Origin of the sequence: Cutibacterium acnes, from assembly GCF_003030305.1 — a bacterium.
Classification (GTDB): domain Bacteria; phylum Actinomycetota; class Actinomycetes; order Propionibacteriales; family Propionibacteriaceae; genus Cutibacterium; species Cutibacterium acnes.
In genome coordinates, this window is sequence record NZ_CP023676.1 from 1,138,795 (window position 1) to 1,163,006 (window position 24,212).

General features: G+C 58.8%; 25 protein-coding genes and 4 tRNA genes. 24 read left to right on the plus strand and 5 right to left on the minus strand.

From position 1 onward, the window contains the following. Nucleotides 1-48 precede the first annotated feature (48 nt). The 3 genes from CPA42_RS05715 to CPA42_RS05725 all read left to right on the plus strand — a co-directional run bounded on the left by CPA42_RS05715 (nt 49) and on the right by CPA42_RS05725 (nt 4,136). On the plus strand, nt 49-1,425 hold the full coding sequence (locus CPA42_RS05715; protein ID WP_002515009.1) for a tryptophanase: 1,377 nt from the start codon (nt 49-51) through the stop codon (nt 1,423-1,425). Between the two features lie 4 nt (nt 1,426-1,429). Next, entirely contained in the window at nt 1,430-2,884 is a 1,455-nt protein-coding gene (locus tag CPA42_RS05720; RefSeq protein ID WP_002517916.1) for an amino acid permease, read from the plus strand. A gap of 397 nt (nt 2,885-3,281) precedes the next feature. Next, the gene (locus tag CPA42_RS05725) at nt 3,282-4,136 is read left to right on the plus strand and encodes a PPK2 family polyphosphate kinase (protein WP_002515034.1); all 855 of its coding nucleotides are present in this window, start codon (nt 3,282-3,284) and stop codon (nt 4,134-4,136) included. Between the two features lie 109 nt (nt 4,137-4,245). Here the strand turns inward: CPA42_RS05725 and CPA42_RS05730 are convergent. The 3 genes from CPA42_RS05730 to CPA42_RS05740 form a co-directional block, all read right to left on the minus strand. Continuing rightward, nucleotides 4,246-4,317, minus strand: a tRNA-Val gene (locus CPA42_RS05730). 1 nt (nt 4,318) lies between these two features. Continuing rightward, nucleotides 4,319-4,389, minus strand: a tRNA-Cys gene (locus tag CPA42_RS05735). A 28-nt stretch (nt 4,390-4,417) separates the two neighbouring features. Next, nucleotides 4,418-4,490 (minus strand) — tRNA-Gly (locus CPA42_RS05740). Nucleotides 4,491-4,868: 378 nt separating this feature from the next. Here CPA42_RS05740 and CPA42_RS05750 point away from each other — a divergent pair. The 18 genes from CPA42_RS05750 (at nt 4,869) to CPA42_RS05835 (ending at nt 19,974) form a co-directional block, all read left to right on the plus strand. Further along, nucleotides 4,869-4,940: transfer RNA gene (locus CPA42_RS05750), tRNA-Val, on the plus strand. A 177-nt stretch (nt 4,941-5,117) separates the two neighbouring features. Next, nucleotides 5,118-6,179: an NAD(P)-dependent alcohol dehydrogenase gene (locus CPA42_RS05755; RefSeq protein WP_002515013.1), complete on the plus strand. Its 1,062-nt coding sequence runs from the start codon at nt 5,118-5,120 to the stop codon at nt 6,177-6,179. A 268-nt stretch (nt 6,180-6,447) separates the two neighbouring features. Next, the gene (locus CPA42_RS05760; protein ID WP_002515007.1) at nt 6,448-7,668 is read left to right on the plus strand and encodes a sensor histidine kinase; all 1,221 of its coding nucleotides are present in this window, start codon (nt 6,448-6,450) and stop codon (nt 7,666-7,668) included. Then, nucleotides 7,665-8,297: a response regulator gene (locus CPA42_RS05765; RefSeq protein WP_002515016.1), complete on the plus strand. Its 633-nt coding sequence runs from the start codon at nt 7,665-7,667 to the stop codon at nt 8,295-8,297. Before CPA42_RS05760 ends, CPA42_RS05765 begins: the two co-directional genes overlap by 4 nt. Nucleotides 8,298-8,370: 73 nt before the next feature. Continuing rightward, nucleotides 8,371-10,440, plus strand: coding sequence for a threonine--tRNA ligase (gene thrS, locus CPA42_RS05770; RefSeq protein ID WP_002520495.1), 2,070 nt, complete (start codon nt 8,371-8,373; stop codon nt 10,438-10,440). Beyond that, entirely contained in the window at nt 10,433-10,993 is a 561-nt protein-coding gene (locus tag CPA42_RS05775) for an HIT family protein (protein WP_002515011.1), read from the plus strand. Before thrS ends, CPA42_RS05775 begins: the two co-directional genes overlap by 8 nt. Beyond that, entirely contained in the window at nt 10,986-11,609 is a 624-nt protein-coding gene (gene pgsA, locus CPA42_RS05780; RefSeq protein WP_002513638.1) for a phosphatidylinositol phosphate synthase, read from the plus strand. Before CPA42_RS05775 ends, pgsA begins: the two co-directional genes overlap by 8 nt. Before the next feature lie 39 nt (nt 11,610-11,648). Continuing rightward, nucleotides 11,649-12,308, plus strand: a complete 660-nt coding sequence (locus CPA42_RS05785) for a CDP-alcohol phosphatidyltransferase family protein (RefSeq protein WP_002518986.1) — start codon at nt 11,649-11,651, stop codon at nt 12,306-12,308. 20 nt (nt 12,309-12,328) lie between these two features. After that, nucleotides 12,329-13,072 (plus strand): DUF881 domain-containing protein, encoded by a 744-nt coding sequence (locus CPA42_RS05790; RefSeq protein ID WP_002518985.1) that lies wholly within the window; start codon nt 12,329-12,331, stop codon nt 13,070-13,072. A 42-nt stretch (nt 13,073-13,114) separates the two neighbouring features. Next, the gene (locus CPA42_RS05795; protein ID WP_002513635.1) at nt 13,115-13,447 is read left to right on the plus strand and encodes a small basic family protein; all 333 of its coding nucleotides are present in this window, start codon (nt 13,115-13,117) and stop codon (nt 13,445-13,447) included. Continuing rightward, a complete protein-coding gene (locus CPA42_RS05800; RefSeq protein WP_002515023.1) occupies nt 13,440-14,192 on the plus strand; it encodes a DUF881 domain-containing protein in 753 nt (250 codons plus the stop codon). Before CPA42_RS05795 ends, CPA42_RS05800 begins: the two co-directional genes overlap by 8 nt. Nucleotides 14,193-14,256: 64 nt before the next feature. Then, nucleotides 14,257-14,661 (plus strand): glycine cleavage system protein H, encoded by a 405-nt coding sequence (locus CPA42_RS05805; protein WP_002518984.1) that lies wholly within the window; start codon nt 14,257-14,259, stop codon nt 14,659-14,661. Continuing rightward, nucleotides 14,658-15,236 carry an FHA domain-containing protein gene (locus CPA42_RS05810; RefSeq protein ID WP_002515030.1) on the plus strand — a complete coding sequence of 193 codons (579 nt, stop codon included), beginning with the start codon at nt 14,658-14,660 and terminating at the stop codon, nt 15,234-15,236. The genes CPA42_RS05805 and CPA42_RS05810 overlap by 4 nt, the downstream gene beginning before the upstream one ends. Next, nucleotides 15,236-15,949 (plus strand): transcriptional regulator FtsR, encoded by a 714-nt coding sequence (gene ftsR, locus CPA42_RS05815; RefSeq protein WP_002513631.1) that lies wholly within the window; start codon nt 15,236-15,238, stop codon nt 15,947-15,949. The genes CPA42_RS05810 and ftsR overlap by 1 nt, the downstream gene beginning before the upstream one ends. 30 nt (nt 15,950-15,979) lie before the next feature. Further along, nucleotides 15,980-16,459, plus strand: a complete 480-nt coding sequence (locus tag CPA42_RS05820; protein WP_002515026.1) for a bifunctional nuclease family protein — start codon at nt 15,980-15,982, stop codon at nt 16,457-16,459. Nucleotides 16,460-16,640: 181 nt separating this feature from the next. Continuing rightward, nucleotides 16,641-17,228 (plus strand): MerR family transcriptional regulator, encoded by a 588-nt coding sequence (locus CPA42_RS05825; RefSeq protein ID WP_002518983.1) that lies wholly within the window; start codon nt 16,641-16,643, stop codon nt 17,226-17,228. A gap of 53 nt (nt 17,229-17,281) precedes the next feature. After that, nucleotides 17,282-18,592, plus strand: a complete 1,311-nt coding sequence (locus CPA42_RS05830) for a YhjD/YihY/BrkB family envelope integrity protein (protein ID WP_002518982.1) — start codon at nt 17,282-17,284, stop codon at nt 18,590-18,592. Nucleotides 18,593-18,822: 230 nt separating this feature from the next. After that, nucleotides 18,823-19,974, plus strand: a complete 1,152-nt coding sequence (locus CPA42_RS05835) for an MFS transporter (protein WP_002515017.1) — start codon at nt 18,823-18,825, stop codon at nt 19,972-19,974. 80 nt (nt 19,975-20,054) lie between these two features. Here the strand turns inward: CPA42_RS05835 and CPA42_RS05840 are convergent, their stop codons facing one another. Next, nucleotides 20,055-21,254, minus strand: coding sequence for a pyrophosphate--fructose-6-phosphate 1-phosphotransferase (locus tag CPA42_RS05840; protein ID WP_002515012.1), 1,200 nt, complete (start codon nt 21,252-21,254; stop codon nt 20,055-20,057). Between the two features lie 277 nt (nt 21,255-21,531). On the opposite strand from CPA42_RS05840, the gene CPA42_RS05845 reads away from it, so the two are divergent. The 3 genes from CPA42_RS05845 to CPA42_RS05855 are packed head-to-tail and all read left to right on the plus strand — an operon-like array spanning nt 21,532 to nt 23,248. Then, nucleotides 21,532-21,852 (plus strand): hypothetical protein, encoded by a 321-nt coding sequence (locus tag CPA42_RS05845; protein ID WP_002515031.1) that lies wholly within the window; start codon nt 21,532-21,534, stop codon nt 21,850-21,852. Between the two features lie 26 nt (nt 21,853-21,878). Further along, a complete protein-coding gene (locus CPA42_RS05850; RefSeq protein WP_002551083.1) occupies nt 21,879-22,499 on the plus strand; it encodes an L-threonylcarbamoyladenylate synthase in 621 nt (206 codons plus the stop codon). 47 nt (nt 22,500-22,546) lie between these two features. Next, nucleotides 22,547-23,248, plus strand: coding sequence for a 5'-methylthioadenosine/adenosylhomocysteine nucleosidase (locus CPA42_RS05855; protein WP_002515018.1), 702 nt, complete (start codon nt 22,547-22,549; stop codon nt 23,246-23,248). A gap of 8 nt (nt 23,249-23,256) precedes the next feature. Here the strand turns inward: CPA42_RS05855 and CPA42_RS05860 are convergent, their stop codons facing one another. Beyond that, nucleotides 23,257-24,186 (minus strand): diacylglycerol/lipid kinase family protein, encoded by a 930-nt coding sequence (locus CPA42_RS05860; RefSeq protein WP_002515033.1) that lies wholly within the window; start codon nt 24,184-24,186, stop codon nt 23,257-23,259. Nucleotides 24,187-24,212 lie beyond the last annotated feature (26 nt).

The window sequence follows — 24,212 nt, forward strand, 5'->3', positions numbered from 1 at the left end:
GGTCAACATCCGTTCAGCAGGTATTACAGACCCACGAAGGAGTGTGCAATGAAGTACATCCCCGAACCGTTTAAGATCAAGATGGTCGAACCGATTGCGATGACCTCCCGGGAGGAGCGCGCCAACATCCTCGCACGGGCACGTTACAACATGTTCGGCCTACCCGCCGAGTCCGTCTACATCGACCTGCTCACCGATTCCGGTACCGGCGCGATGAGTGATGCCCAGTGGGCGGCCGTGATGCGCGGTGACGAGGCGTACTCCGGTGGGCGCAGTTATATGCACCTCATGGACGTTGCCGGCAGTATCTTTGGTTACAGCTACATTCAGCCGGTGCATCAAGGCCGTGCTGCGGAAAAAGTGCTCATGCCGCTATTGGTCTCTCGTCCCGGCCAGCTCGTGGTGGCGAACACCTTCTTCGACACCACACGTGCCCACGTCGGCCTTGCCGGTGGGCGTCCGGTCGACAATGTCTGCTCGGAGGGTTTGGATTCGGCCAAAGTAGCCCCGTTCAAGGGCAACATGGATGTCGCGGGCCTGGAGAAACTCATTGCTGAGCACGGGGACGACATTGCTGCGATCGTCATGACCGTGACCAACAACTCGGTCGGCGGTCAGCCGGTTTCTCTGCAGAACATGCGAGAGACCTACGAGGTGGCTCACAAGTACGCAATTCCAGTCTGTCTTGACGCTGCTCGCTATGCCGAGAACGCCTATTTCATCCATGAGCGCGAGGAGGGATGTCAGGACCGTTCGTTACGCGATATCGTCGCGGAGATGTTCCGCTACGGCGACATGTTCGTGATGAGCGCGAAGAAGGACGCCATCGTCAACATGGGTGGTTTGCTCGGCGTCCGCGAAGATGGCGAACTAGCTGAGAAGGTCAAGAGCAACGTCATCTCCTTTGAGGGCTACCTTACCTACGGGGGATTGGCAGGTCGCGACTTGGAAGCGTTGGCCGTTGGCCTCGAGGAGGGACTCGACATGGACTGGCAGCGGTACCGTGTCGGCCAAATCCAATACCTTGGCGACCAGCTCGAGGAGGCTGGCGTGCCTTTCCAGAGCCCTGTTGGCGGTCATGCAGTATTCATCGACGCCGGTCGCATGCTGCCGCATTTGGAGTGGAAACAGTACCCAGGGCACGCGCTCGCTACCCAACTGTACTTGGATGCAGGAATTCGATCCTGCGACATCGGTTCTTACCTTATGGACCGGGACCCCGTTACCCAGGAGGAGCAACAGGCGCCCTTCGAGTTCACTCGGCTAGCAGTGCCGCGACGGGTCTACACCCAGTCTCACATGGACGTCGTCGCCGAGGCCGTTACCAAGATTGCCCGGGAGCCTGAAAAAGTACCCGGATACCGCATTACATGGGAGCCTCCGGTCTTGCGCCATTTCACAAGTCGACTCGAACCAATTCGGTGATGAGATGTCCACCCGGCTGGGAGGCTCTTCCCCGGCCGCTGGGTGCCCCGCCGTACCGTCACGCTTCGGTGCGGCGGGATCCGGAGCGCCGAGTGGAACAGAGCAGGAGCAAGGACTTCAACGGGGGCTGAAGAACCGGCACATCCAGTTTATCGCCCTGGGCGGGGCGATCGGAACGGGCTTGTTCTATGGCGCAGCTGAGTCTATCGAGCAGGCGGGGCCCGCCATCATGGTGTGCTATCTGATCGGCGGAGCTGTGATCTTTCTCATCATGCGAGCCTTGGGAGAGATGAGCGTTGAGCACCCAACTTCAGGGGCTTTCAGCTATTACGCCTACCGCAACTGGAGCCCACGCGCTGGATTCGTCTCTGGTTACAACTACTGGTTTAACTACATCGCCGTCTCCATGGCTGAGCTTACGGTGGTGGGAAAATACGTCAACTTCTGGTTCCCACAGATACCTGAGTGGTTGTCCGCAGGGGCCTTTCTCGTGCTCATTACTATTATCAACCTCACGGCAGTGAGAGCCTACGGAGAATTCGAGTTCTGGTTCGCTGTCATCAAAGTCGTCGCGATTCTTGCGATGATCGTGCTGGGTGTCCTTATCATTGCAACTGGCCTGGGTGGTGGCCCTCCGACCGGGATAGGTAACCTGTGGCGACACGGAGGATTCTTTCCAACCGGCATCAGCGGGATGCTGTGCGGTTTTGTCGTGGTGATGTTCAGCTTTGGAGGGGTCGAGCTCATCGGGATTACGGCAGGGGAGGCTGACGATCCGCGTCGGTCTATTCCGCGAGCGATCAATCAAGTCGTGTATCGGATCCTCATTTTCTACATCGGTGCAATTTCGGTCATGTTGTGTCTTTTTCCATGGAACCAGATCGGCAAGGCAGGCAGCCCCTTCGTGACGATCTTCGACAAAATCGGAGTCGCAGGTGCGGCGAATATCCTCAATGTTGTGGTGCTTACCGCTTCCATGTCGGCCTACAACTCGGGCCTATACTCCAACGGGCGGATGCTTTACAGCTTGGCCGCTCAGCACAACGCTCCCGGGATCTTCTGGAAGACGAATCGGCTGGGGGCGCCGTGGGTGGGAGTGCTCGCCTCCTCGGTGGTGACGGCAACGGCGGTGCTGCTGACGTACTTGATTCCTGGAAAGGTGTTTTTGTACATCATCTCGATCGCCTTGATCTCTGGGGTCATCAATTGGACGATGATCATCATCACCAACCTAAAGTTTCGGCGAAGGATCGGTCCTGAAGGTGTCGCAGCGTTGGAATTTCGGATGCCGGGTAATCCCGTCACCAGTTACGTGGTGTTGGTTTTTCTGGCGCTCGTGGTGGTCATCATGGCGATGATGCCGAGCTACCGAGTGGCACTCGTTGTTGGTCCCGTCTGGTTGGCGTTGCTGTGGGTGGGTTATGACGTGTCCTGCCTGGTGCGACGCCGTCATGCCTGAGGGGACGAGCGTACTGCCCCGGTAGCGGGGAGAACAGAGCCTAGAGCGCGTGCGGGCCCGGCGCGATTCCCCATGTGGGTTATTGATCCGGGCTGTGCACGCAGGTTTTGTCCGTGCGCCCTGGACATGGTTCATCGCAACGGGACGGTCCAGCTCAGTGGTGCTCCATGTTGGTTAAACGTTCGTGCCACTGGTTGGCCGTTAGTACCGGTCGTGGTTGTACGTCGAGTGCTGTGATGTGTTTGCGGTTCAACTCTCTCCCCCCCCGGTGGCGTGTGTCGCGCGTTCTGTGTTCAGTGAAATGTCAAGAAATGGTGATCGTCTTGTCGGTGTCTCCGGGCTTGCTGGTCCGCGATAGCGGCAGGATGGGGACAGTAATCGAGGAAGGATGAGATCGATGGCCGACAACTTCCCCCAGTTGTCCGACGTGTTGCGCTGCCCACAAGCTCCCGTTGACGTCAACAGCATTAATACCGACGCCACTCCGCAAGCTCCTGGAGGCAAAAGGGAGACGCTCGAGCAGTTCCAGCCGATGGCTGAGGAGTTGTCGGAGCTTCAAGAGAGACTTTTCGCCCGCGGACGCAACAACCCTGACCACGCCCGTCGGGTACTGATCGTGTTACAGGGGCTGGACACTGCCGGCAAAGGCGGAGTGGTACGACATGTTGTCGCGATGGTCGACCCGCAAGGCATCAACCATCACAGCTTCAAAGCCCCGACGCAGGAGGAACTCAGACATGACTTCCTTTGGCGCGTCAAGAAGGCTCTGCCGGAACCCGGAATGCTTGGTGTGTTTGATCGCTCCCATTACGAGGATGTCCTGGTCCCTCGCGTCGAGAATCTCGTCGAGGAGGAGGTCTGGAAAAAGCGTTACGACCTCATCAACGATTTCGAGATGAACCTGGCTGCTCGAGGCACCAACATCATCAAATGCTTCCTGCATATATCACCGGGCGTTCAGAAGGAACGGCTGGCGGCCCGCCTCAATGACCCTGCTAAGTACTGGAAGTATGATCCGGGCGATCTTGATACCCGGTCGAAATGGGCGGAATACATTGAGGCGTACAACGAATTACTGAGCCGCTGTAACCCCGACGTCGCACCCTGGTACATCATCCCGTCGGATCATAAGTGGTATCGCAACTGGGCAATGGGACGGATACTGCTGGAGACAATGCGGTCGATGAAGCTCACTTGGCCACCCGCCAATTTCGATGTCGAGGCTGAAAAGAGGCGTCTTGAGCAGGCTTGAATGGGTGGGGTCTGAATTGGGGTTCGGCAGGTGGCCGGTTGGAGTGGTATTCAAGTGGGTGGGGATGACAAAAGGGTTGGCCAACTTGTCGTCGGCCAACCCTGCTCTGTGGGCGATGCCAGGTTTGAACTGGCGACCTCTTCCGTGTCAGGGAAGCGCGCTACCACTGCGCCAACCGCCCGAGGTGGAGACGGGATTTGAACCCGTGTACACGGATTTGCAGTCCGTTGCCTCGCCTCTCGGCCACTCCACCACGTGGATAGGTCCGAAAGACCTCTCCGAGCGGACGACGGGACTCGAACCCGCGACCCTCACCTTGGCAAGGTGATGCTCTACCAACTGAGCCACGTCCGCATGCTAGCCAGCGGGCCTTTGAGGAGCTTTCGCACCTTGTCGTTCCTGCTGGGCGACGAGAAAGTACTCTAGGGGATGTTTCGCAGGCAATGCAAATCGACGTGGGCGTCTCGCCTTGAAACCTGGCGTTTCTCCTAGTCAGGTTAAATTTCATCACTGTTGCCTGCCGGCGTGTTGCGGGTTCCTGATCGATGAGCTCAACCGACGGGGGACGGGCGGAGAATGGGCCGAGGATCATCCTCGCTGTCGCCACATGCTGCGATGTTGAAGTTGGTCTGGCGATCACCCCTACTTGATCGCAAAACGCTTCCACCCAGTAACGATGTTGTGGCCGGCTTGGACAAGCAGTGCTGGTTCTGGCATAGTTTCACCAGCAACGGGCGGTTGGCGCAGTGGTAGCGCACTTCGTTCACACCGAAGGGGTCGCGGGTTCGAACCCCGCATCGCCCACCGACATTGGTGGCTGGGCAGAGTATTCTCAGCCAATGTTGCCTCTTGTGTGTGATCCCCGGGGAGAACGGCTCGGAGGACTGATTCCATAGTTAGCCCCGTGTCATAGGCAAATCCGCAATATTGTGGCTACGTCAGTGCCGGGAGATAGACATTAGGGATCAAGGAGGCTCATTCATGCCCATCATCGTCAAGGCGCTTCAGAAGGATGGACCGGACCGGCCTTTCAAAGTTGTCGAGATTGAACGACGAGACCCGCGTCCCGACGACGTCGTCATCGACATTAAAGCTGCTGGAATCTGTCATTCTGACATTCACACCATTCGCAACGAGTGGGGCCAGGCGCACTTCCCGCTGACCGTCGGTCATGAGATTGCCGGAATCGTTGAGGCTGTTGGTTCCGAGGTCACGAAGTACAAACCTGGAGACCGAGTAGGCGTCGGATGTCTGGTCAACTCGTGCGGACACTGTGAGCAGTGCGAGGCCGGGGAGGAGCAGGCGTGTCTCAACGGGCCGGTCGGTACTTACAACGCCCATGATGTCGACGGAAGTATCACCCAGGGCGGCTACTCTCAGAAAATCGTCGTCAACGAGAGGTTTGTTTGCCGCATCCCCGATTCCCTGGACTTCGTAGAGGCAGCTCCGCTGCTGTGCGCCGGCATCACCACCTATTCGCCGATCGCCCAGTGGAACGTCGGACCTGGCCAGAAGGTAGCCGTGCTGGGGCTCGGCGGACTGGGCCATATGGGGGTCCAGATTGCCGCTGCTAAAGGAGCGGATGTTACGGTGCTCTCACGTAGCCTGCGCAAGGAGAGATTCGCCGAAAAGCTCGGGGCCACGCGGACCCTTGCTACCAGCGACGACAACTTCTTCCGTGATCACCGGGGAGAGTTCGATTTCATACTCAACACCATTAGTGCTCTGATTGACGTGTCGGCTTACCTTAAGCTACTCAAGCCGCGTGGCGTCATGGCTTGTGTCGGTCTGCCACCTGAGGAACTTGGACTGCAGGTTGGTTCTCTCATCAACGGTTCCAAGGTGCTTGCCGGTTCAAATATCGGTGGCATCCCCCAGACCCAGGATATGCTCGATTTCTGCGCCGAGCATCGCCTCGGGGCATGGGTGGAAAAGATCGGGGTTGACGAGGTCGACGCGGCATATGACCGGGTGGTTGCGGGCGATGTGAGATTCCGCTTCGTTATTGACACTGCAACTTTCAGAGCAGTCGGAGCTGGATGAGCGATGAGCCGATGCCACCGCGAATTGGCGTGAAATTGATACCGACGGGTTGGCTGTCGTCCACTCCATCTTCCCGAGACACCTTGGCATCGGTGTACGACTTGGTCATGCGTCGGTTCTGGCCAGAGGCGTCTCTCGATTCTTTGGATTGTGCGACGTGCGGATCCGAGTTACAGGGGCCTCGGCGCTACACCTACGTCAGGACCTACACTCGGGGCCGATGAGGACAACCACATTAGCCCGGGATGGGCTGTACCGTTGGCGTGGCATGGACGCCGGTCACCGGGGACGTGCGGTGGCTATCGAGGTGGGGATGCAGGTTGGCATCCAGGTGCTGTTCGCTGGCCTTGTCATCTTTACCCTAGTTATGGCCCTGGTGTTGTCTCCGCCGCGTTTGGGGCGAATCCTCGGATGGGCGGCCTTACTCATCGTTGTGTATACCGCCCTTATGGGGACCCACGTGATGAGCCGTTCCCGCCGCGAAATGTGGCGCCCGTTGTTGGTGACAGTCATGGTCGTTGTGTCGATCCTGCTGGCTATTGATTTCCCTTATGCCGCCTATCTGACGATCCCGCTGTCCTTCGTGTACTTGGATCATCTGCCGCCACTGCAGGCATGTGTTGCGGTCGTCGTCGGAGCGGTGGCTATCCTGCTTGGGGTCGGGTTGACCGGTGGCTGGAGTGTGGGGGGAATCGTCGGCCCAGTCGCGGGTGCCGCTGTGGCAGTCGTCGTCGGTCTGTCTCTCAAGGCCATGCAGGCTCAGGCGGCCGAGTTGGAACGTCTCAATGTGGACTTGCTGGCGGTACAAAAGAGGTTGGCTGACTCCCAGCGTCAGGCCGGTGTACTGGAGGAGAGAGCCAGATTAGCCCGTGAGATCCATGACACCGTCGCTCAATCTCTGTCAAGCATTGGACTGTTGCTTTCTGCGGTGGAGCGTACTGCCCCTGACCACCCCGCCATCGAACAGATTCGACTCGCCCATCTCGCCTCCTCAGACGCCCTTTCAGAGACCCGTGGTCTCATTGCTGAGTTGGCTCCGCCCACGGTCGTCCATCAGGGACTGTCCGCGGTACTCGAACGGCTTGGGGCCACGACATGGTCAATCGGTGGGTTGCACGTCGACGTGGACTGCCCGGATACGTCCGATTTACCCATGGAGATCCAGACGGCATTGCTGAGACTATGCCAGGCAGCGATGTCGAATGTGGTGCGTCACGCCCACGCCCATCATGCGTCGATCCGGATTGTGCGTCCCAACCCCGGGCATGTGCTCTTGAGAGTTAGTGACGATGGGGTCGGCATGGATCTGGACGCGCCTGTTCGTGACGGGGCATTTGGGTTGCAAGCTATTCGGCAACGGGTTGAGGCCGCGTCGGGCGAGGTTTCTTTAACCTCTAAACCAGGGGAGGGCACCCGCGTTGAAGTCGATCTTCCCTGCCGTGCAGCATCACCGCATATTGATCGCCACAGCCAAGGAGAATCGTCATGACGGTGCGCGTCCTCATCGCAGATGACCATCCGGTGGTCCGAGCCGGGGTTACGGCATTGCTAGACACCGATCCCGACATTGAGATTGTTGCGACCGCAGCCACCCCTTCCGAGGCTCTTGCTGCTACAGCTACCGTTGACCTCGATCTCGTCCTGCTGGATTTGCAGTTCAGTAGCGACGCCGACGCGCCTTCTGGGGTTGATGTGACGCGAAAGATTCGGTCTCAACCTAATGCGCCTGAAGTCCTCATCCTTACCAATTACGACACGGATGCGGATATTTTGGCCGCGGTAGAGGCCGGAGCTACGGGTTATCTCCTCAAGGACGCCCCCGCTGAGGACCTGCTGTCGGCTATCCACCGGTCTGCACGAGGCGAAGGAGCCCTGGCCCCAGCCGTCGCTACCCGCCTCATGGCTCGTATGCGCTCGCCACGAACGTCGCTGACGGCCCGCGAGCTTGATGTCTTGGAGGCTTCTGCGCAGGGACTATCGAATGCACAGATTGCGGAGTTTCTCGTGGTGTCAGAAGCGACCGTCAAGACGCATCTGTCGCATATCTACACCAAACTTGGCGTTACCTCTCGAAGTGCAGCTGTCGCCAAAGCTCGAGACATTGGTTTCATTCGTTGACCCGGGGGTCGAATCAACCTCACCGGGTACGGCATGATTAGACAGTGTCCGGCACCAGTCGGACTGTAATCGAGTGAGGAAGTCAATCGTGTCCATCAGCATCACCCTGCACCGTTCCGGTACCTCCAGGACCCAGCAGGTGGACACTACGACCACCGGACTGGATCTCTTCGGCTCCGACCGTGCCGTCGTTGCCATGCGGGTCGACGGCAACCTCGTCGATCTGCAGCGTGAACTCCATGATGGCGCCGAGGTGGAGCCGGTTGAGGCCACCAGCGAGGACGGGCTCAACATCATCCGGCACTCGGCTACCCACGTCATGGCTCAGGCCGTCCAGCAGCTGTACCCCGAGGTGAACTTGGGTATTGGTCCGTTCATTACCGACGGGTTCTACTATGACTTCGGCAATATTGAGCCCGTCACCCCCGAGGTTCTTTCTGAGCTTGAGAAGCGGATGAAGCGGATCGTCAAAGAGAATCAGCGCTTCGTGCGTCGGGTCACCACTGAGGAGTCCGCCCGCGAGGAGCTGGCCGACCAGCCTTACAAGTTGGAGCTCATTGGCACCAAGGGTAAGGGTGCTGAGGGTGCCTCAGTCGAAGTCGGCGGTGGCGAGCTGACGATCTACGACAATGTGCGTCGCAATGGCGAGGTGGCATGGAAGGATCTGTGCCGCGGCCCCCATGTGCCCTCGACCAAGTACTTGGCCAATACCTTCGCCCTGACAAAGTTCTCGGCCGCGTACTGGAAGGGTGACCAAGCCAACGACCAGTTGCAGCGCATCTACGGAACAGCCTGGGCCAGCCGTGAGGGCTTGGCGGCCTACCAACAGCGGATCAAAGAGGCCGAGCGGCGCGATCACCGCAAGCTGGGAGCCGAGCTCGATCTGTTCTCCTTCCCTGAGGAAATCGGCCCGGGCCTGGTGGTGTTCCACCCTAAGGGCGCGATGCTGCGTCATCTCATCGAGGAACACGTCATCGCTCGTCACATGGAGGCTGGGTTCAACTTTGTCCACACTCCGGAGATCACTAAGGGAGGTCTGTTCCACACCTCGGGTCACTTGCCCTACTACGCCGACACTATGTTCCCGCCGATGCTTGTCGACGAGGAGCGAGATGAGGAGGGCAACGTCACTCGAGCCGGTCAGGAGTATTACCTCAAGGCTATGAATTGCCCGATGCATAACCTCATATTCCGGTCACGGGGTCGGTCGTACCGTGAGTTGCCGTTGCGGTTTTTCGAGATGGGCCACGATTATCGCTACGAGAAGTCGGGCGTCGTGCATGGACTGACTCGTATGCGGGGTTTTGCCCAGGACGACTCCCATACCTACTGCACCCGTGAGCAAGCCCCCGGCGAAATCAAGAAGCAGATCGAGTTTTTCCTGTCGATCCTGGCCGATTTTGGCCTCAATGACTTTTACCTCGAGCTGTCTACTCGTGAGAGCGACAGCGCGAAAAAGGAGAAATTCATCGGTTCCGATGAGGACTGGCAGGTCGCCACCGACACCCTCGACCAGGTGTGCCGTAGCACTGGTTTGCAGCTGGTCCCTGATCCGGGTGGTGCGGCTTTCTATGGCCCGAAGGTCTCGGTGCAGGTTAGGGATGCCATCGGGCGTACCTGGCAGATGTCGACGATTCAGTATGACTTTAACCAGCCTGAGCGGTTCGACTTGGAATACGCGGCTGCTGACGGCACCCATCAGCGTCCGATCATGCTGCACTCAGCCAAGTTGGGTAGTGTCGAGAGGTTTATTGGTGTGCTTACCGAGCATTACGCCGGTGCTTTCCCGGTATGGCTCTCTCCGGTCCAGGTGCGCTTGGTGCCGGTGGCTGAGGCCTTTAACGACTACGTCACCGGGTTCGCAGAGGTGTTGGGTTCCCGCGGGATTCGGGTCGAGACGGACCTGTCCTCGGACCGGTTTGGCAAGAAGATCCGCAACGCCTCTAAGGACAAGGTGCCTTTCATCCTCATCGCGGGCGGTGAGGATGCCGAGGCTGGTGCCGTATCCTTCCGGCTGCGTGATGGCTCTCAGGTCAATGGCGTCGTCCTGGACGAGGCAGTGCGTATCATTGCAGCTTGGGACAGTCGGCACCGCAACGACGATCCGACTGCCGAGACGCTGCGCGGAGTCGTTGATGACTGAGGATTACCGTCTCGAGTTCGCCGAGGAACTGGTCGGGGTTCCGGATCCCTTCAGGAGGTTCTGGACCCCGTATCGGATGGCGTATATCTCTGGTGAAAATAAGCCTCGAGGTAACCGGCCGGAGGATGGTTGTCCCTTCTGTAGAGCCCCGCAGCGTAGCGACGAGGACGCCCTTATCGTCCACCGTGGCGAGCACTGCTACGTCATTATGAACCTTTATCCCTACGGACCTGGGCACATGCTGGTATGCCCTTACCGCCACGTTGCTGGGTACGTCGATGCAACCCAAGACGAAGTCGTCGAGATGGCCGAGCTCACCCAGGATGCCATCCGGACCCTCCAGGAGGTGTCCCGTCCACAAGGGTTCAACGTAGGCATCAATCAGGGGGCATCCGGTGGTGCCGGGGTTGCCGCGCACCTGCATCAACACGTCATCCCGCGGTGGACCGGCGATACCAACTTTCTGCCCATCGTTGCCGGGGTCCGTGCTGTACCGCAATTGCTCGGCGATGGGCGCCAGATGCTTGCCGATGCGTGGGTGGGTCATGCTTGAGCACTTCCGTGCTGGCTGGGCCAAGGTCATGAATCCCATTGCCGACGCCTTGCTGAGAGCCCATGTCACCCCTGACGTGGTCACCTGGATCGGAACCATTGGCGCCGTGCTGATGGCGCTTATCTGCTTCCCGCAGGGCTGGCTGTGGCAGGGACCATGGTTGGTTACTCTGTTTATCTTCTCCGATTCGCTTGACGGCAACATGGCTCGCAAACTGGGTCGTCACTCCCAATGGGGATCCTTCCTGGACTCTACCCTGGACCGCTTCGGTGACGCCGCGATCTTTACTGGAGTGGCCTTGTACTTCGCAGGACCAGGGAACAGCGTGCTCTGGACAGCGATGGCTTGCGCGGCGTTGGTCTTCGGTATGGCGACCTCTTATGTGCGTGCCAAAGCTGAGTCTCTCGCCCTGGAGGCTAAGGTGGGCATCGCGACTCGTGCGGACCGTCTACTGGTGAGCCTGGTGGCCATCGAGATCACCGGGCTTGCCAGAGTAGGAGCCTTCCCACACTGGTGTGTGGTAGCGCTGCCAATTGCGTTGTGCTACCTGACGCTGGCAGGAGCAATCACCGTCGTCCAACGGATGGTGGCGGTGCGTCGGGCGTGTGAGTCGTGAGAAAGGACTTCACAGGGTGGCCGGGCTCCCGGATGAGGGATGCCGATGACTAGGGTGGATGTCGTGACGCGCACCTTGCCGCCTAATGAAGTTTCCGAGGCCAACCCGTGGGATACCGACCGGTTCTGGACGGTTCCTAATGTCCTGTCGGTCATCCGACTCATCGGTGTACCCATTTTCCTGTGGTTGGCTTTAGGGCCGCGCGCAGACGGTTGGGCAGTCGCAGTGCTTGCCGTGGCAGGCCTGACGGATTGGCTTGACGGTCGGATAGCCCGCCGCTGGCACCAAGTGTCCCGCATTGGGCAGATGCTCGATCCGGTTGCCGACCGTCTCTACATCTTTGCAACCGTTATTGCCCTGACTCTACGTGACGTAATTCCGTTATGGCTGGTGATTGTCCTTATCGCTCGCGACGTGTGTATGGCCTGTCTCATGCCAGCTCTGCGTACACGTGGATTTACATCTCTGCCGGTGCACTTCGTCGGAAAAGCAGCGACCTTTTGCCTGCTGTACTCCTTCCCGCTGGTGTTACTTGGGCGCTTCGGTACCGGTGGATGGACGGCGTGTAGGGTGCTGGGATGGGCCTTCGCGGTATGGGGGACAGGTCTCTACTGGTGGGCTTTCTTCCTCTACCTAGTTCAGACCATCCGCATCGTTCGGACGCTGCCACGCATCAGTTCGCGGGGTGAGTATTCGTGAAGCAGCGTCCAGATGCGTCAATGGACTTGCTGAGGGAGGTTCGCGGGCAGGCCTTGGACCAGGGCTACCAGGAACACCACGATCGGAACCCTGGCGCCACCTCTCGCCGCCCAGTCGGGGTAATAGCGGTGGCGTTGCTTCTGGTGACGGGCGTGCTCATTGGTATCGCGTGGCGGTCGACCGTTGCACGGGCCCCCTTAGACGCGCGGGAACGCAAAAATCTTGTCGCCCACGTGCAATCAGCTCAGGCCCACGAGTCGGCCCAGCACGCCGAATTGGCGAAGCTTCGTGCGTCTGTTAATGTCATGAAGGCTGCGGAGGCTACGCCACGCAACGATGAGGCCGGTCAAGACTCCGCGATGATTCCGATGGCGGGTCCAGGGGTGCGTATCATCCTTGATGACGCGAATGCTGCTCCTGCCGATGAACTTGGCGATAAGGATATGCGGAAGCTAGTCAATGCGGTGTGGCAGTCCGGGGCGGAAGCGGTAGCCATCAACGGACACCGTATTGGACCTCGCACTGCGATTCGCTCTGCTGGATCGGCGATCACGGTGGACTACGTTTCGCTGTCTCGCCCGTACGTTGTCGAAGCTATTGGCTCACCGCAGAAGCTGCCGGCCGAGTTGGCAGATACACCTGGCGGCCGTTGGATGACCTATCTCAGGGACAATTCGTCAATCACCTACCAAGTAACGACGAAGGATCGGGTCTCAGTTCCAGGATCGAAGGCATCGGTGAGTCACGCGAGCCCTCATCGTTGACAATGAGACGATGAACGGCAATGGCACATAGGAAGGACACCCATGATTGCGCTCATCGGCCTGGTGGTCGGGATCATTATCGGTATCGTGGTTAACCCGACTCTACCTCCCGGTTTGCAGCCGTATCTGCCGATCATGATCGTCGCTGCTCTGGACGCCATCTTTGGTGCGGTGCGTGCCTATTTAGCCCATACCTTCTCGGATCGTGTCTTTGTCGTCTCATTCTTGTCCAACGTTGCCATTGCGGCTCTCATCGTTTGGGTGGGAGACCAGATTGGCGTGGGATCGCAACTGTCGACCGCTGTCGTCGTCGTTTTAGGCATCCGCATCTTTACTAATGCTGCCGCCATCCGGCGTGAGGTGCTTCATGCCTGATCATCACGATCGACGGGAGTGGGCCGAGAATCATTGGCGCAAGATCGGCAAGGATCTGGCCTCGGTGTCTACTGGCCAGATCCTCGTCGCCATCATGTTGTGTTTGTGCTCATTCATGGTCGTCACTCAAGTACGATCCCGGCACGATCAGGACGCCTACTCGACGATGAGTCGGGCCGACCTGGTGACGATGTTGGATTCGTTATCGGATTCGTCACGCCAGCTTGATTCTGAGATCGCTGACCTACGCGCTACGACAAGGGACCTCCAGTCGGGTGCTGATTCGCGCAAGGTGGCTCGGCAAGAAGCTGAAGAACGGCTCACTCGGATGAAAATCTTGGCTGGCACGATCCCCGTCCACGGACCCGGTATCAAGATCACCATTGATGATCCTGAGGACAAGGTTACTTCAGATATGGTGCTTGATGCCGTTGAAGAGATGCGTGATGCCGGGGCCGAAGCCATGGTTCTCAATAACAAGGTGCGTATCGTTGCTGATACATGGTTTGCGGCAAGCCCAGACGGCCTGCAAGTCAGCGGTACGACCGTCACCCGCCCGTACACGTTGACGATTATTGGCCAACCACACGCTCTCAAAGAGGGAGCGAAGTTCCGTGGTGGTTTGGTTTCCCAGATGGAATCGGACAAGGTAGGTGCCAGTGTCGAGGTCACGACCTCGCGCGATCTCACTATTACGGCGGTGGCCCGTCCACAACCGATGACCCACGCCACACCGGTGAGATGAGGCAGGCATCAATGCTCTCGGCGCGGTACTCTGCGAGTATAAAGATTTTTACGTCGCCCGTGTCATGGAGGTGGTGATGACCGAGATTCCCGATCATGTATTGTGCACCTCGGATCACCTGTGGATTAGGCCCGGCAACGGTAGCCGGGTGCGACTCGGAGTCACGTCAGTCCTCCTGGACCATTTTGGACCGGTGGAATCAGTGTCTCTTCCCGATGACGGTGAGGAGGTCGTTTCCGGGGATTCCTGTGGAGACGTGGAGTTTTCCGTGCGTACCTGGGAGATTATTTCGCCAGTAGCCGGAGAGGTTGTTGCGGTGAACCCGTCGATTGACGCTGACCAGGTTGAGGCGGACCCGTGGGGGGACGGATGGCTCTTCGACGTGAGACTGTCAGACCCCGAGCAGTTGGACGAGTTGCTTGACCCTGACGAATACCTCGCGAGCGTGGGGGAGGTACCCCTAAAATGACTACTCCGGAGACCCCCGAGAGCGAGGACGCGAACATGAATAAGTGCCCCATGTGCGGCCACGTCAGTGAGGATGGCGCAAACTTCTGCTCCCGATGTGGGACCCGTCTTGGGGTGCCCATTGACACACCGGGGGACAACACTGGCGTGATCCCGACCATTACCGAACCAACGGTGGCTGAAGAAACCTCTCCCAATGTGGATCTTCCAGCCGGCGTCTTGCAGGACATCGCCGATCTTCCTGCTGAGAACGCCATGCTGATTGTGCGACGTGGCCCGAATCTCGGCGCCCAATTTCTGCTGGATCAGGACGAGACGACGGCAGGGCGTTCTACGCATTCCGATATCTTCCTTGACGACATCACGGTGTCTCGTCACCATGTGAAGTTCATTCGTCAAGATGGCCGAATGGTCGTTGAGGACCAAGGCAGCCTCAATGGTACTTACGTCAATCGCACTCTTGTCGATGGGTCGGCGGTCCTACGCGATGGCGACGAGGTGCAGATCGGAAAGTTCCGGATGACCTACCACACCGGTGGTACGGCATCGGGGACGAGTGGGGCCGGTCGCGTCTGATGCCAAGGTCTGTCCGCACTATCGGACAGGTCATGAAGACTCTCAAACCGGATTTTCCCGATCTGAGCATTTCCAAGATCCGATTTCTAGAGTCCGAGGGCCTGTTGTCCCCTGAGAGGGCACCATCGGGATACCGCAAGTACTCCGATTCTGACGTCGAGAGATTGCGGTATATCCTGACCTGCCAGCGTGACCACTTCCAACCATTGCGGGTCATCAGGGACCACTTGGAAATGATGGACCGAGGCGAGGAGCCCCCGGTTTCCGAGGCACCTCCTTTGCCCACTGAGAACGAGGGGACTCCTGATCCTCAGCCTCAGCCGACAGGTCAAGGAATTGTCCGGACCCGTGGCCCTATCCGGATGAACCGACGTGAACTCATCCGTGCCTCTGGCATTACCGAGGCCATGCTCATGGAGCTTGAGCGTCACCAGCTGGTACGGCCCAAGCGGGGAGCCTCGTACTTCGGTCAAGAGGCCCTCGTTATCTGTGTCGCAGCACGTCGATTGGCGGCTTACGGCATGGATACTCGTCACATGCGTGCCATCAGGCAGGCTGCGGAGCATGAAGCCGGACTTATAGAACAGGCCCTTATCCCACACGCGCGGCATCCTGAGCAGGCTTCAAAGATTGCTGCTGAGACGACCAAGGTAATGATGCACGCTCATACCGCCATGGTCTACGACATGTTGGAACATTGGTCGGGTAACTGATCGACATGGGGTCCGCGCTAGGCTGATCGCATGGTCTTGCTCGAGGTTGCCGAGATTCGGACCGAGCCTGTCTCCGGAGCGGCGGTGCTGCTGCTCCGTGAAGCTGATGGTCGACGCCATCTTGCCTTATGGATCGCGGATCCTGAAAAAACAGCTATTGCGGATGCCATCAACGAAACGGAGCCTGTGCGTCCCCTCACCCACGACCTACTGGCGCGTGCCATCGCAGTCCTGTGTGAGGAAGAGCCGCAGTGCATCATTACCAAGGTTGAGGACGGCATTTGGTTCGGTGAACTGGTGCTAGGCGATATGCGTATCGACGCTCGACCCTCCGATCTGGTGGCCCTTGCCCTACGTCTTCCAGTACCGATCTGGTGCACCGAGGAAGTCATCTCCACGGCCGGGATTCTCCTCGATGCTGGCCCTGAGGACGCTCTCGAAGAGTTCCGGCACTTCCTTGATGACGTTAGCCCTGACGACTTTGGGCCGGGACCCTCGACCTCTGGTTGACCTTAAGGCTACAGTAAAACACCTAGTGAAATGCATGTTTGAGGTAGGAGAGTGCAAACGATGTGAGGCAGGCGGCGTGGCTTCGACGCTGCTGGAGGCTTGCGCCGTAGCGTCAAGGACGTCGGCGAGGCGCCACGCTTCGTCAATGAGACCATGAGTAGAACTGGTGAAGGGTGACGATATGGCAACGACCGGTGAGCAGCCGAGTGTTGAGATTCCCCTCGACGGCCACGCGCGTCGCGGTCAGGACGCTCTTTTCGAGGGAGACTTTGCCCCGCTGCCTGAGGACATCGGATTCCGAGGCCCGGTCGCATCCGGTGCTGCTGGCATTAGCTATCGTCAGCTCGATTACTGGGCGCGAACCGGCTTGGTTCGTCCGGAGATTCGCGCAGCTCGTGGCTCGGGAAGTCAGCGCCTGTACTCTTTCCGCGACATCCTCATGCTCAAGGTTGTTAAGCGTCTCCTTGACGCTGGGGTATCTCTTCAACAGATCCGGGTGGCTATTGACCATCTACGCAGCAACGGGGCTGAGGACCTCTCTCGCGTCACTCTCATGAGCGACGGGGTCTCGGTGTACGAGTGCACTAATGACAACGAAGTCATTGACCTGCTGCATGGCGGGCAGGGGATGTTCGCTATTGCGCTAGGAGGGGTGTGGCGCGACGTTCAGGGAAGTCTTGCCGAACTGCCTAGCGAGCGTCTCAATCCGGTCGTGGACACTGAGCTCGACGAGTTCACTGCACGCAGAATCGCCAAGCACGCCTCCTGATTACGTGGTCATCGAGGGGGAGATGATCTCGCTCGGTTTCCTCCTTACGATCGGTGAGCGTGCATCAAGAGCTTCCTCCATGCGATGATCTCAACGAGGAGGCTCCCGTGAAGGACACCATCACCGGCATCATGAAGCGGCCCAGCATCGCCCATCTGCTGCGAGCCCACACCCGGTTTAACCGACGTCTTGGCAATCATTTCGCCGCGTCCATTACTTATTTCACGGTGCTGGCGATCATCCCGGTCGTTGCATTTGCCTTTGCGGTGTTGGGATTGGTGTTAAGCCGTTTGAGCCCCTACTTGCTTAACCAGGTCGTGGATTCAGTCGTAGGCCTGGCTACCGAATCCAGCGATAAGCAACAGATTCGCGCCATCATTGAGAATGCCATGAAAGTCGGTGGATCTGTCTGGGCGTTCGTTGTCTCTATCCTGACTGCGTTGTGGGCCGGAATTGGGTGGGTCGGAAACATCCGCAAGGGAATTCAAGCGGAGTGGGCTCCCGACTTTGACATGGTTGGTGATGACCGTGGTTTCATGCGAGCCAAACTCTCCGATATGCTCACATTCCTCGGTTTGTTACTGGTGACCTTATTGACGATCATCACCTCCCAGGTTGGCTCCTCCATGACCGGCATGCTGGCCCGGTGGACCGGCCTCGATTCGGTTCCTGGATACGGCTTGTTGCTAACGCTGGCAGGCCTAGTGGCGACGACGATTGCGGGTTGGCTCCTCTTCATTTTCTTATACACCGTTATGCCGCGAGTCAAGACGAGTTGGCCGCCAATTCTCAAAGGGTCCCTGGCGGCTGGATTCGCCCTTGCGCTGGTGCAGGTGGGTGCCGGATACCTCGTACGGGCCTTCAACTCTAACAAAGCTGTTCAAGCCTTCGGGTCGATCATCATTGTCATGCTGGTCTTTGATCTCGTCGCTCGATTGATCCTCTTTATTGCGTCGTGGATTGCGACTGCGAACCAGCCGGCTATCGATAAGGAATGGAACGATTGCGACGAGCCGTTGCTTGGACGCGAGGATTGTATGACGGCTGAAGGGCACTGGGAAGCAGCCTTAGCGGACCGCACCGCTAAGCAGGCGACGAAGGACGACGAGGATGATAAGGAGGTCGTTCCCCCGGGGTACACGGTCGTTGATGGCGTTGCTCGAGAAAACAGCAATGGGGGAGACCAATGGCGTTATAAGACGGAAGACGCGGTAAGCCTCGACAACGCACCCGCGAGTTCTGGCACGGTTGCCTCGTCGTACACCAAGCCTCACCGTTGGCCAATCATTGGTGCGAGTATTGTCGGTGCTATCGGGGGCATGGCAGTTAGCGCCATACTCGGTCGACGCCGCGAGGAACGTTGAACCACTGATTGCGTGTTGTGTGATGTCTGGTCCGCTCACGGCGAGGCGACTTCAACTAAGCTGCCCAGCTGTGGCCTTGGTGGCGCTCGTCCAAGGTGTGATAAGTCCCCACGTCGTCGGGTCCTCTCGGACCCAGAAAGGGAATTGCGACTTTGCAAGGGTCTTCGTCACGGAGAGCCAATTGCGCCTTAGCAGCCAGTCTTCTGGGTACGTTGTTTCCCGGAGTCGTCATGTTCACGTTGCCTCCCCTGTTTACCGCATGGTGGGGGGCCGTCACGAAGGCCTCGGACGCATCATTGGGTTGGGTGACGACGTGCGCGGTCCTTGCGTCGGGGATGCTGACTTATGTCGCTGGGATCGTCCGGCAGCAGGTGGGTACCCGCTGGATGTATGTTGTGGCGACGGTTCTTATGCTTGTGTCTCTAGCAGTCGTGCTGGTTAACCCACGGTCGCTACCCATCGCTTATGTTTGGGCGCTGTTGTCCGGGGCATCCTCGGCTTTCACCTATTCTCCCTCATTGACCGCAGTCCAGGAATGGTTCCCGCGACGGTTGGGACTGGTCACCGGATTGGTCAACGCTAGTTTTGCGCTTCCGGCTGCTGCGGCGGCCCCTATCGTGGCGGGCATGCTGAGAAATTGGGGATTCACAGCCACGGTTTTGACGCTCATGGTTGCCGTCGCCCTGACACAGATGATGGTGATTTTTCTTTCCACCCCATATTGGCTTGAGAAAAAACATGCGGAAGAGTTGGCAGTCGCGCGGAGAGAGATTTCTGGGCCGGCGGTGACAACTGCTCAAGCTGTGCGGACTCCCGCATTCTGGCAGGTGTGGGCGATGTGGTTCGCTGGCGGTGGGGCTGCCATTACGATGATGACTTTTGCTGCCACTTACTCCGCACATCTTAACGATATTGGGGTGCAAGTAAGTGCGGTGGCTGCCGTCACAGCTTTCGTTTCCGGAAATGGACTGATACGGGTGGTTAACGCGATGCTGCTCGACCATATTGGCCCGACGGTGATCGGGGGTGTTACATCCGTGACCCTCGCCTTTGGCTACATGCTGTTGGGGTTCGTCGCCAGTGGCTGGGCACTCATCGTCGTGGCTTTTCTGGCTGGCGTCGCTTTGGGGACTATCTTCACGATCTCCCCTGTGCTATTGACGCCCCTTTTCGGTATCAAGCACTTTGGTCCGATCTTCGGCCTGGCTTTCAGCGCCTACGGCATTTTTGGGGCTTTTGCCGGACCGATGTTCAGTTCTTATCTGGCTCAACGGCTGGGATATGGCTTGGTATTCATCTACCTCGCGCTGCTGATGTTCTGGGCGTTCCTTTCCGTGCTCGCGGTCGGCCGCTCCCAGCAGCGAATGGCAACTTGGGCTTAGCGCAAGGTGGCCCTTCCGTTGTCAACCAGTCCCGACGGGGACCACGTTCATTCGGAAGGGCCACTGTTGGGCCATAGCTGTCAGGCCTGCCCGATCTCGCTGAGCATGGCGGTGAACCACGGCTGAGTGGTGTCGAAAGGCTTGCCGCCCTTGATCCGATCGAAGGCGATGTTCGTCAACGTGTCGCCGTTCTCCTCGTCCTGGCCGATAACGCCAGTCTTACCGGCCAGGGCGCAATCGACAGCGAGGTCAGTGCAGCGGCCGATGAGCTCCAGGTCAGCTTCGTTCGAGGCTGCCGAACGGGAGAAGTAGCCGGACTTCTGGACCATGACCTTTTCGGCACCGAGCTTGTCGGCGAACTGTTTGCCGAACCAAGCACCCGGGTTCACCTTGTCGAGCTTGACGTGACCAAAGGGATCGCGCGGGACTTCCTGACCGTCTTTTTCCATCTCCTCAATAATGGCGTCCAGGCCAGCCCCCTCGGACAGGAAGATAGTGACGTTGCCAACTTCGTCCATGACCTTGTTGAGGCGTGCGGCTTCGGCCTCAAGGTCGATGTGAGCCTCGGGGACATATACGGCGTGGACATCCCAGGCCTTCTTGGACAGCCCGATCTCAGGTAGCCACTGTTGAGTATCGAGCCATTCGCGGTATTTGGCGGCGGTAGCGGCGGTGAGCCAGCCGCAGTTACGGCCCATGACTTCGTGGACGATGAGCATGCGTGATCCGGAGTTGTGCTCGCCAACGATGTTCTGAGCAAAGCGGGAACCTTGTTCCGCAGCCGTCCAAGCACCTAGCGATTGACGAATCGGCACGACGTCGTTATCGATGGTCTTCGGCAGGCCAACGACGGTGAGGCCGTAGTTATTCTCAGCCAGATAGGCGGCCAGATCGGCGGCGGTGGTATTAGTGTCGTCACCACCGATGGTGTGCAAAATGTCAACCCCGTCGGCAACCAGACGATCGGCGGCAACCTTGAGCGGGTCGTCGCCTTCGGCGACCAGACCACGCTTTACGAGGTCGGCGGCGTTGGTCAGCTTGACCCGCGAGTTGCCAATCGGGGATCCACCAAAACGCTTGAGGATCTCGGCATTCTTGCGAACGGTGTCGGTGACCTCGAGGAAGTCTCCCTTGAGCAGGCCCTCGTAGCCGTGCTTGTAGGCGATGATCTCGACCTCAGGTGCTACCTCGGTGTAGCGCTGGATCAATCCACTGATCGCGGTGGATAGGCACGGCGCAAATCCGCCCGCGGTGAGGAGTGCGACCTTCTTGACGGCCATAGGGAAACCTTTCATTTGTCGTGTGGGGTAACGCTAGCAAGCCTATGGTATGTGTCGAACCGGCACACAGGGGAGTAAAAGTCAACCCTTGCCGGACCGATGGTTGTCGTGCTGTTCTGCTGGCATGACGATGCATCCCTCGTGCGATCGACACTCGACCCCACCGCTCTCGCGATGGCGTTTCCCTGTCTCCCCACAGCGACGTCGTGACGATCGCGGCGTGAGTATGTCTGTTCTTGTCACCGTGTTACTGCCAATCCTTCTGATATCCGCGGGGGTGGCAGTCGATGGTGCAGAGCGATCTCGGGCAGTACGCGTCGCCCACACTGTTGCCGCCGAGGCGGCTCGAGCCGGGTGTGAGGAAGGATCCGCGGCACAGCTCGTCGGTCAAGATGGGTCTAGTGCTGCTCGTATGGCGGCGGAGGCATCCGCGCGAAGGGCTAAAGCGGATGGACTAAGCCAGCTTGTCATCGATGTCAATGGAGACGCCGTCAGCGTCGCGACGGAAATCACCCGGCCTACTCGTCTATTAGCCCTTATTGGACTAACCGAAGTACACGGTCGGGCGAGCGAAATGTGTACTTTGCTGGCTCGCTGAGGCCGTTGCAGCGATACAATGATGAGGTGTCTAAGTATTTTCCGGTCCACCCGGAGAACCCGCAGCAGCGTTCTCTCAATCAGATCGTCGACATCCTGCACCATGGCGGTCTTATCGCCTACCCGACAGACACGGGTTATGCCTTCGGTGCCCGGCTAGGGAATAAGGATGCCGTGGACCGGATTCGCAAACTTCGCCAGTTATCTGACAAGCATCACTTCACCCTGGTCATGAGCCAGTTTGCGCAGGTTGGCCAGTATGTCCAGATGGATAACTGGGTGTTTCGTGCCGTCAGTGCCGCTGTGCCAGGGCGATATACCTTCATTCTCAATGCCACTCGTGATGTTCCGAAGGTCATGCTGCACCCGCGAAAGAAAACCGTTGGGGTGCGCGTTCCCGAGCATGTGACAGCCCTGGCCCTGCTGGAAGCATTAAATGAGCCCATTGTCTCCTCCACCCTCATCCTGCCCGGTCAGGACACACCTATGGTCGACGGTTGGCAGGTTCAAGACGAGATCGGTGACCAACTCGATGCTGTCCTCGACTCAGGGGACTGTGGCGTCGAACCGACTACGGTGGTTGACTTCACCTCCGGTGAGGCGGTCGTCACCCGTCGGGGTGCCGGGGACCCCTCACTTTTCGAATGAGGCCATAAGCCTATGGACATGGTTTGCTGACGGAGGGTTGTAAGAGAGTGCTTGGTCTGATGGGGGCGATGGAGGATGAGGTGCGCCTCATCCGAGCTGACCTCGACGACGTCGAAGAGCTTGATGGTCCGTGCGAATTACTGCGCGGACGGTTAGACGGTACCCCAGTAGTGCTGGCTAAATGCGGTATCGGCAAGGTGAATGCTGCGTTAGCTGCTTCAGCAATGGTTCAGGCTGGCGCAACACGCATCGTCTTCACCGGAGTCGCTGGGGCTGTCGCGCCCGGATTAGGAATCGGTGACGTCGTTGTCGGCAATAGGTTCCAGCAGCATGATGCTGACGACACCGCATTTGGTAACCCGATCGGTACTGTTCCTGGGGAACCACCGTACTGGGAACCGGATCCCGTCCTTTTCGCCCTAGTGCTAGACGTATTGCGCGCGCTGGAGGAGCCTCGTGGCCATCAAGTGGTGGCGGGGCCAATAGTCAGTGGAGACCAGTTCATCGCTCAGGCCGAGAAGGTCGCCTGGCTACGCGCCACATTTGGGGCTAGCGCCGTCGAAATGGAAGGTGCGGCTCTAGCACAGGCAGCCAATCGTCTCGGTGTGCCTTTCGCTGTGGTGCGGATTCTGTCCGACTCTGCCGACGGTGATGCGGTAGCGGATTTTCCAGCATTCCTTAACAACGCGGCCCATCGTGGCCGCGACCTCGCTCACGCCTTAGCTCGGCAGCACAGGCTCACGGCTTGACGAGGCTGTCAGGCTCGTACGAGCAGGGCCCCTGGGGCTACACGGGTCCTCATTGTCGTCACTGTGCCGATGGGGTCTCCATCAACTTCCGCCAGGATCGGGCCGGAACCAGACATGACGAGGGCTGTTCGCGACGTCGCGTGGCGCACGAGGCGATGGCCGTGCCGATGTCGGGTGACAAAGTGGTTGAGGACGGCGATCCATCCGACAATGCCATGGGGAGACAGCGTGAGGACGTCAAGGGCCCCATCGTCAATGCGACCGTCGGCGACGAGAACGACGCCGCCGGGAAGTACTGAGCAATTGCAGACCAACATCGTTCGCGCCCGAGTGATGACGGGGCGGCGTCCGTCGACGCTTGCTCTGACTTGGAATCCCGGCTGCACCAGGGTCAGGGCACCCGAGGCGACATAGGCTAGCCAGCCGACCTTGTCCTTGAGTCGGTCTCGGGTACCGGCCATTGTCTGGGCGTCCATTCCCATCCCAATGATGACGGTAAAGCAGATTTCCTCGGACTCATCGAATCGGACATAGCCCAGATCAATTGCCCTAACCGGGCGGGTTAGCGCGGCATCGAGGGATGCGGCGAGATCGGTATGCGGCAACTCGAGGTTACGGGCCAAGAGGTTCCCAGTGCCCATCCCAAGTATTCCCATGGGGACCCCAGTGTTGGCTAGGCCTGCACTGACTTGACGGACGGTGCCGTCACCCCCAAGGGCGAGGACCATCTCGGCCCCCTCATCGACGGCCTTACAGGCTAGACCCTGGCCGTGGTCGTCGGCTGTCGTGGGGAAGAAAACAGGGGTGACGCCGCAGTGCTCACGGCACTTCTTTTCGATGAGGTCGTGCCAGTGAGGGTTGTTCTGCGTCTTGACAGAGTTGTGGACTACTGCCACCTTGCGGGGCTGAAATGTCTGCACGCCGCTAGCGTAGGGCATCTTACCGCAGCCCCTCGTGTGTCTCT

Bases quoted from the DNA above. Each gene is read 5' to 3' on its own strand.
- CPA42_RS05715 (WP_002515009.1), top strand. From the start codon at position 49: ATGAAGTACATCCCCGAACCGTTTAAGATCAAGATGGTCGAACCGATT.
- CPA42_RS05720 (WP_002517916.1), top strand. From the start codon at position 1,430: ATGTCCACCCGGCTGGGAGGCTCTTCCCCGGCCGCTGGGTGCCCCGCC.
- CPA42_RS05725 (WP_002515034.1), top strand. From the start codon at position 3,282: ATGGCCGACAACTTCCCCCAGTTGTCCGACGTGTTGCGCTGCCCACAA.
- CPA42_RS05755 (WP_002515013.1), top strand. From the start codon at position 5,118: ATGCCCATCATCGTCAAGGCGCTTCAGAAGGATGGACCGGACCGGCCT.
- CPA42_RS05760 (WP_002515007.1), top strand. From the start codon at position 6,448: ATGGACGCCGGTCACCGGGGACGTGCGGTGGCTATCGAGGTGGGGATG.
- CPA42_RS05765 (WP_002515016.1), top strand. From the start codon at position 7,665: ATGACGGTGCGCGTCCTCATCGCAGATGACCATCCGGTGGTCCGAGCC.
- CPA42_RS05775 (WP_002515011.1), top strand. From the start codon at position 10,433: ATGACTGAGGATTACCGTCTCGAGTTCGCCGAGGAACTGGTCGGGGTT.
- pgsA (WP_002513638.1), top strand. From the start codon at position 10,986: ATGCTTGAGCACTTCCGTGCTGGCTGGGCCAAGGTCATGAATCCCATT.
- CPA42_RS05785 (WP_002518986.1), top strand. From the start codon at position 11,649: ATGCCGATGACTAGGGTGGATGTCGTGACGCGCACCTTGCCGCCTAAT.
- CPA42_RS05790 (WP_002518985.1), top strand. From the start codon at position 12,329: ATGGACTTGCTGAGGGAGGTTCGCGGGCAGGCCTTGGACCAGGGCTAC.
- CPA42_RS05795 (WP_002513635.1), top strand. From the start codon at position 13,115: ATGATTGCGCTCATCGGCCTGGTGGTCGGGATCATTATCGGTATCGTG.
- CPA42_RS05800 (WP_002515023.1), top strand. From the start codon at position 13,440: ATGCCTGATCATCACGATCGACGGGAGTGGGCCGAGAATCATTGGCGC.
- CPA42_RS05805 (WP_002518984.1), top strand. From the start codon at position 14,257: ATGGAGGTGGTGATGACCGAGATTCCCGATCATGTATTGTGCACCTCG.
- CPA42_RS05810 (WP_002515030.1), top strand. From the start codon at position 14,658: ATGACTACTCCGGAGACCCCCGAGAGCGAGGACGCGAACATGAATAAG.
- ftsR (WP_002513631.1), top strand. From the start codon at position 15,236: ATGCCAAGGTCTGTCCGCACTATCGGACAGGTCATGAAGACTCTCAAA.
- CPA42_RS05820 (WP_002515026.1), top strand. From the start codon at position 15,980: ATGGTCTTGCTCGAGGTTGCCGAGATTCGGACCGAGCCTGTCTCCGGA.
- CPA42_RS05825 (WP_002518983.1), top strand. From the start codon at position 16,641: ATGGCAACGACCGGTGAGCAGCCGAGTGTTGAGATTCCCCTCGACGGC.
- CPA42_RS05835 (WP_002515017.1), top strand. From the start codon at position 18,823: ATGTTCACGTTGCCTCCCCTGTTTACCGCATGGTGGGGGGCCGTCACG.
- CPA42_RS05840 (WP_002515012.1), bottom strand. From the start codon at position 21,254: ATGGCCGTCAAGAAGGTCGCACTCCTCACCGCGGGCGGATTTGCGCCG.
- CPA42_RS05860 (WP_002515033.1), bottom strand. From the start codon at position 24,186: ATGCCCTACGCTAGCGGCGTGCAGACATTTCAGCCCCGCAAGGTGGCA.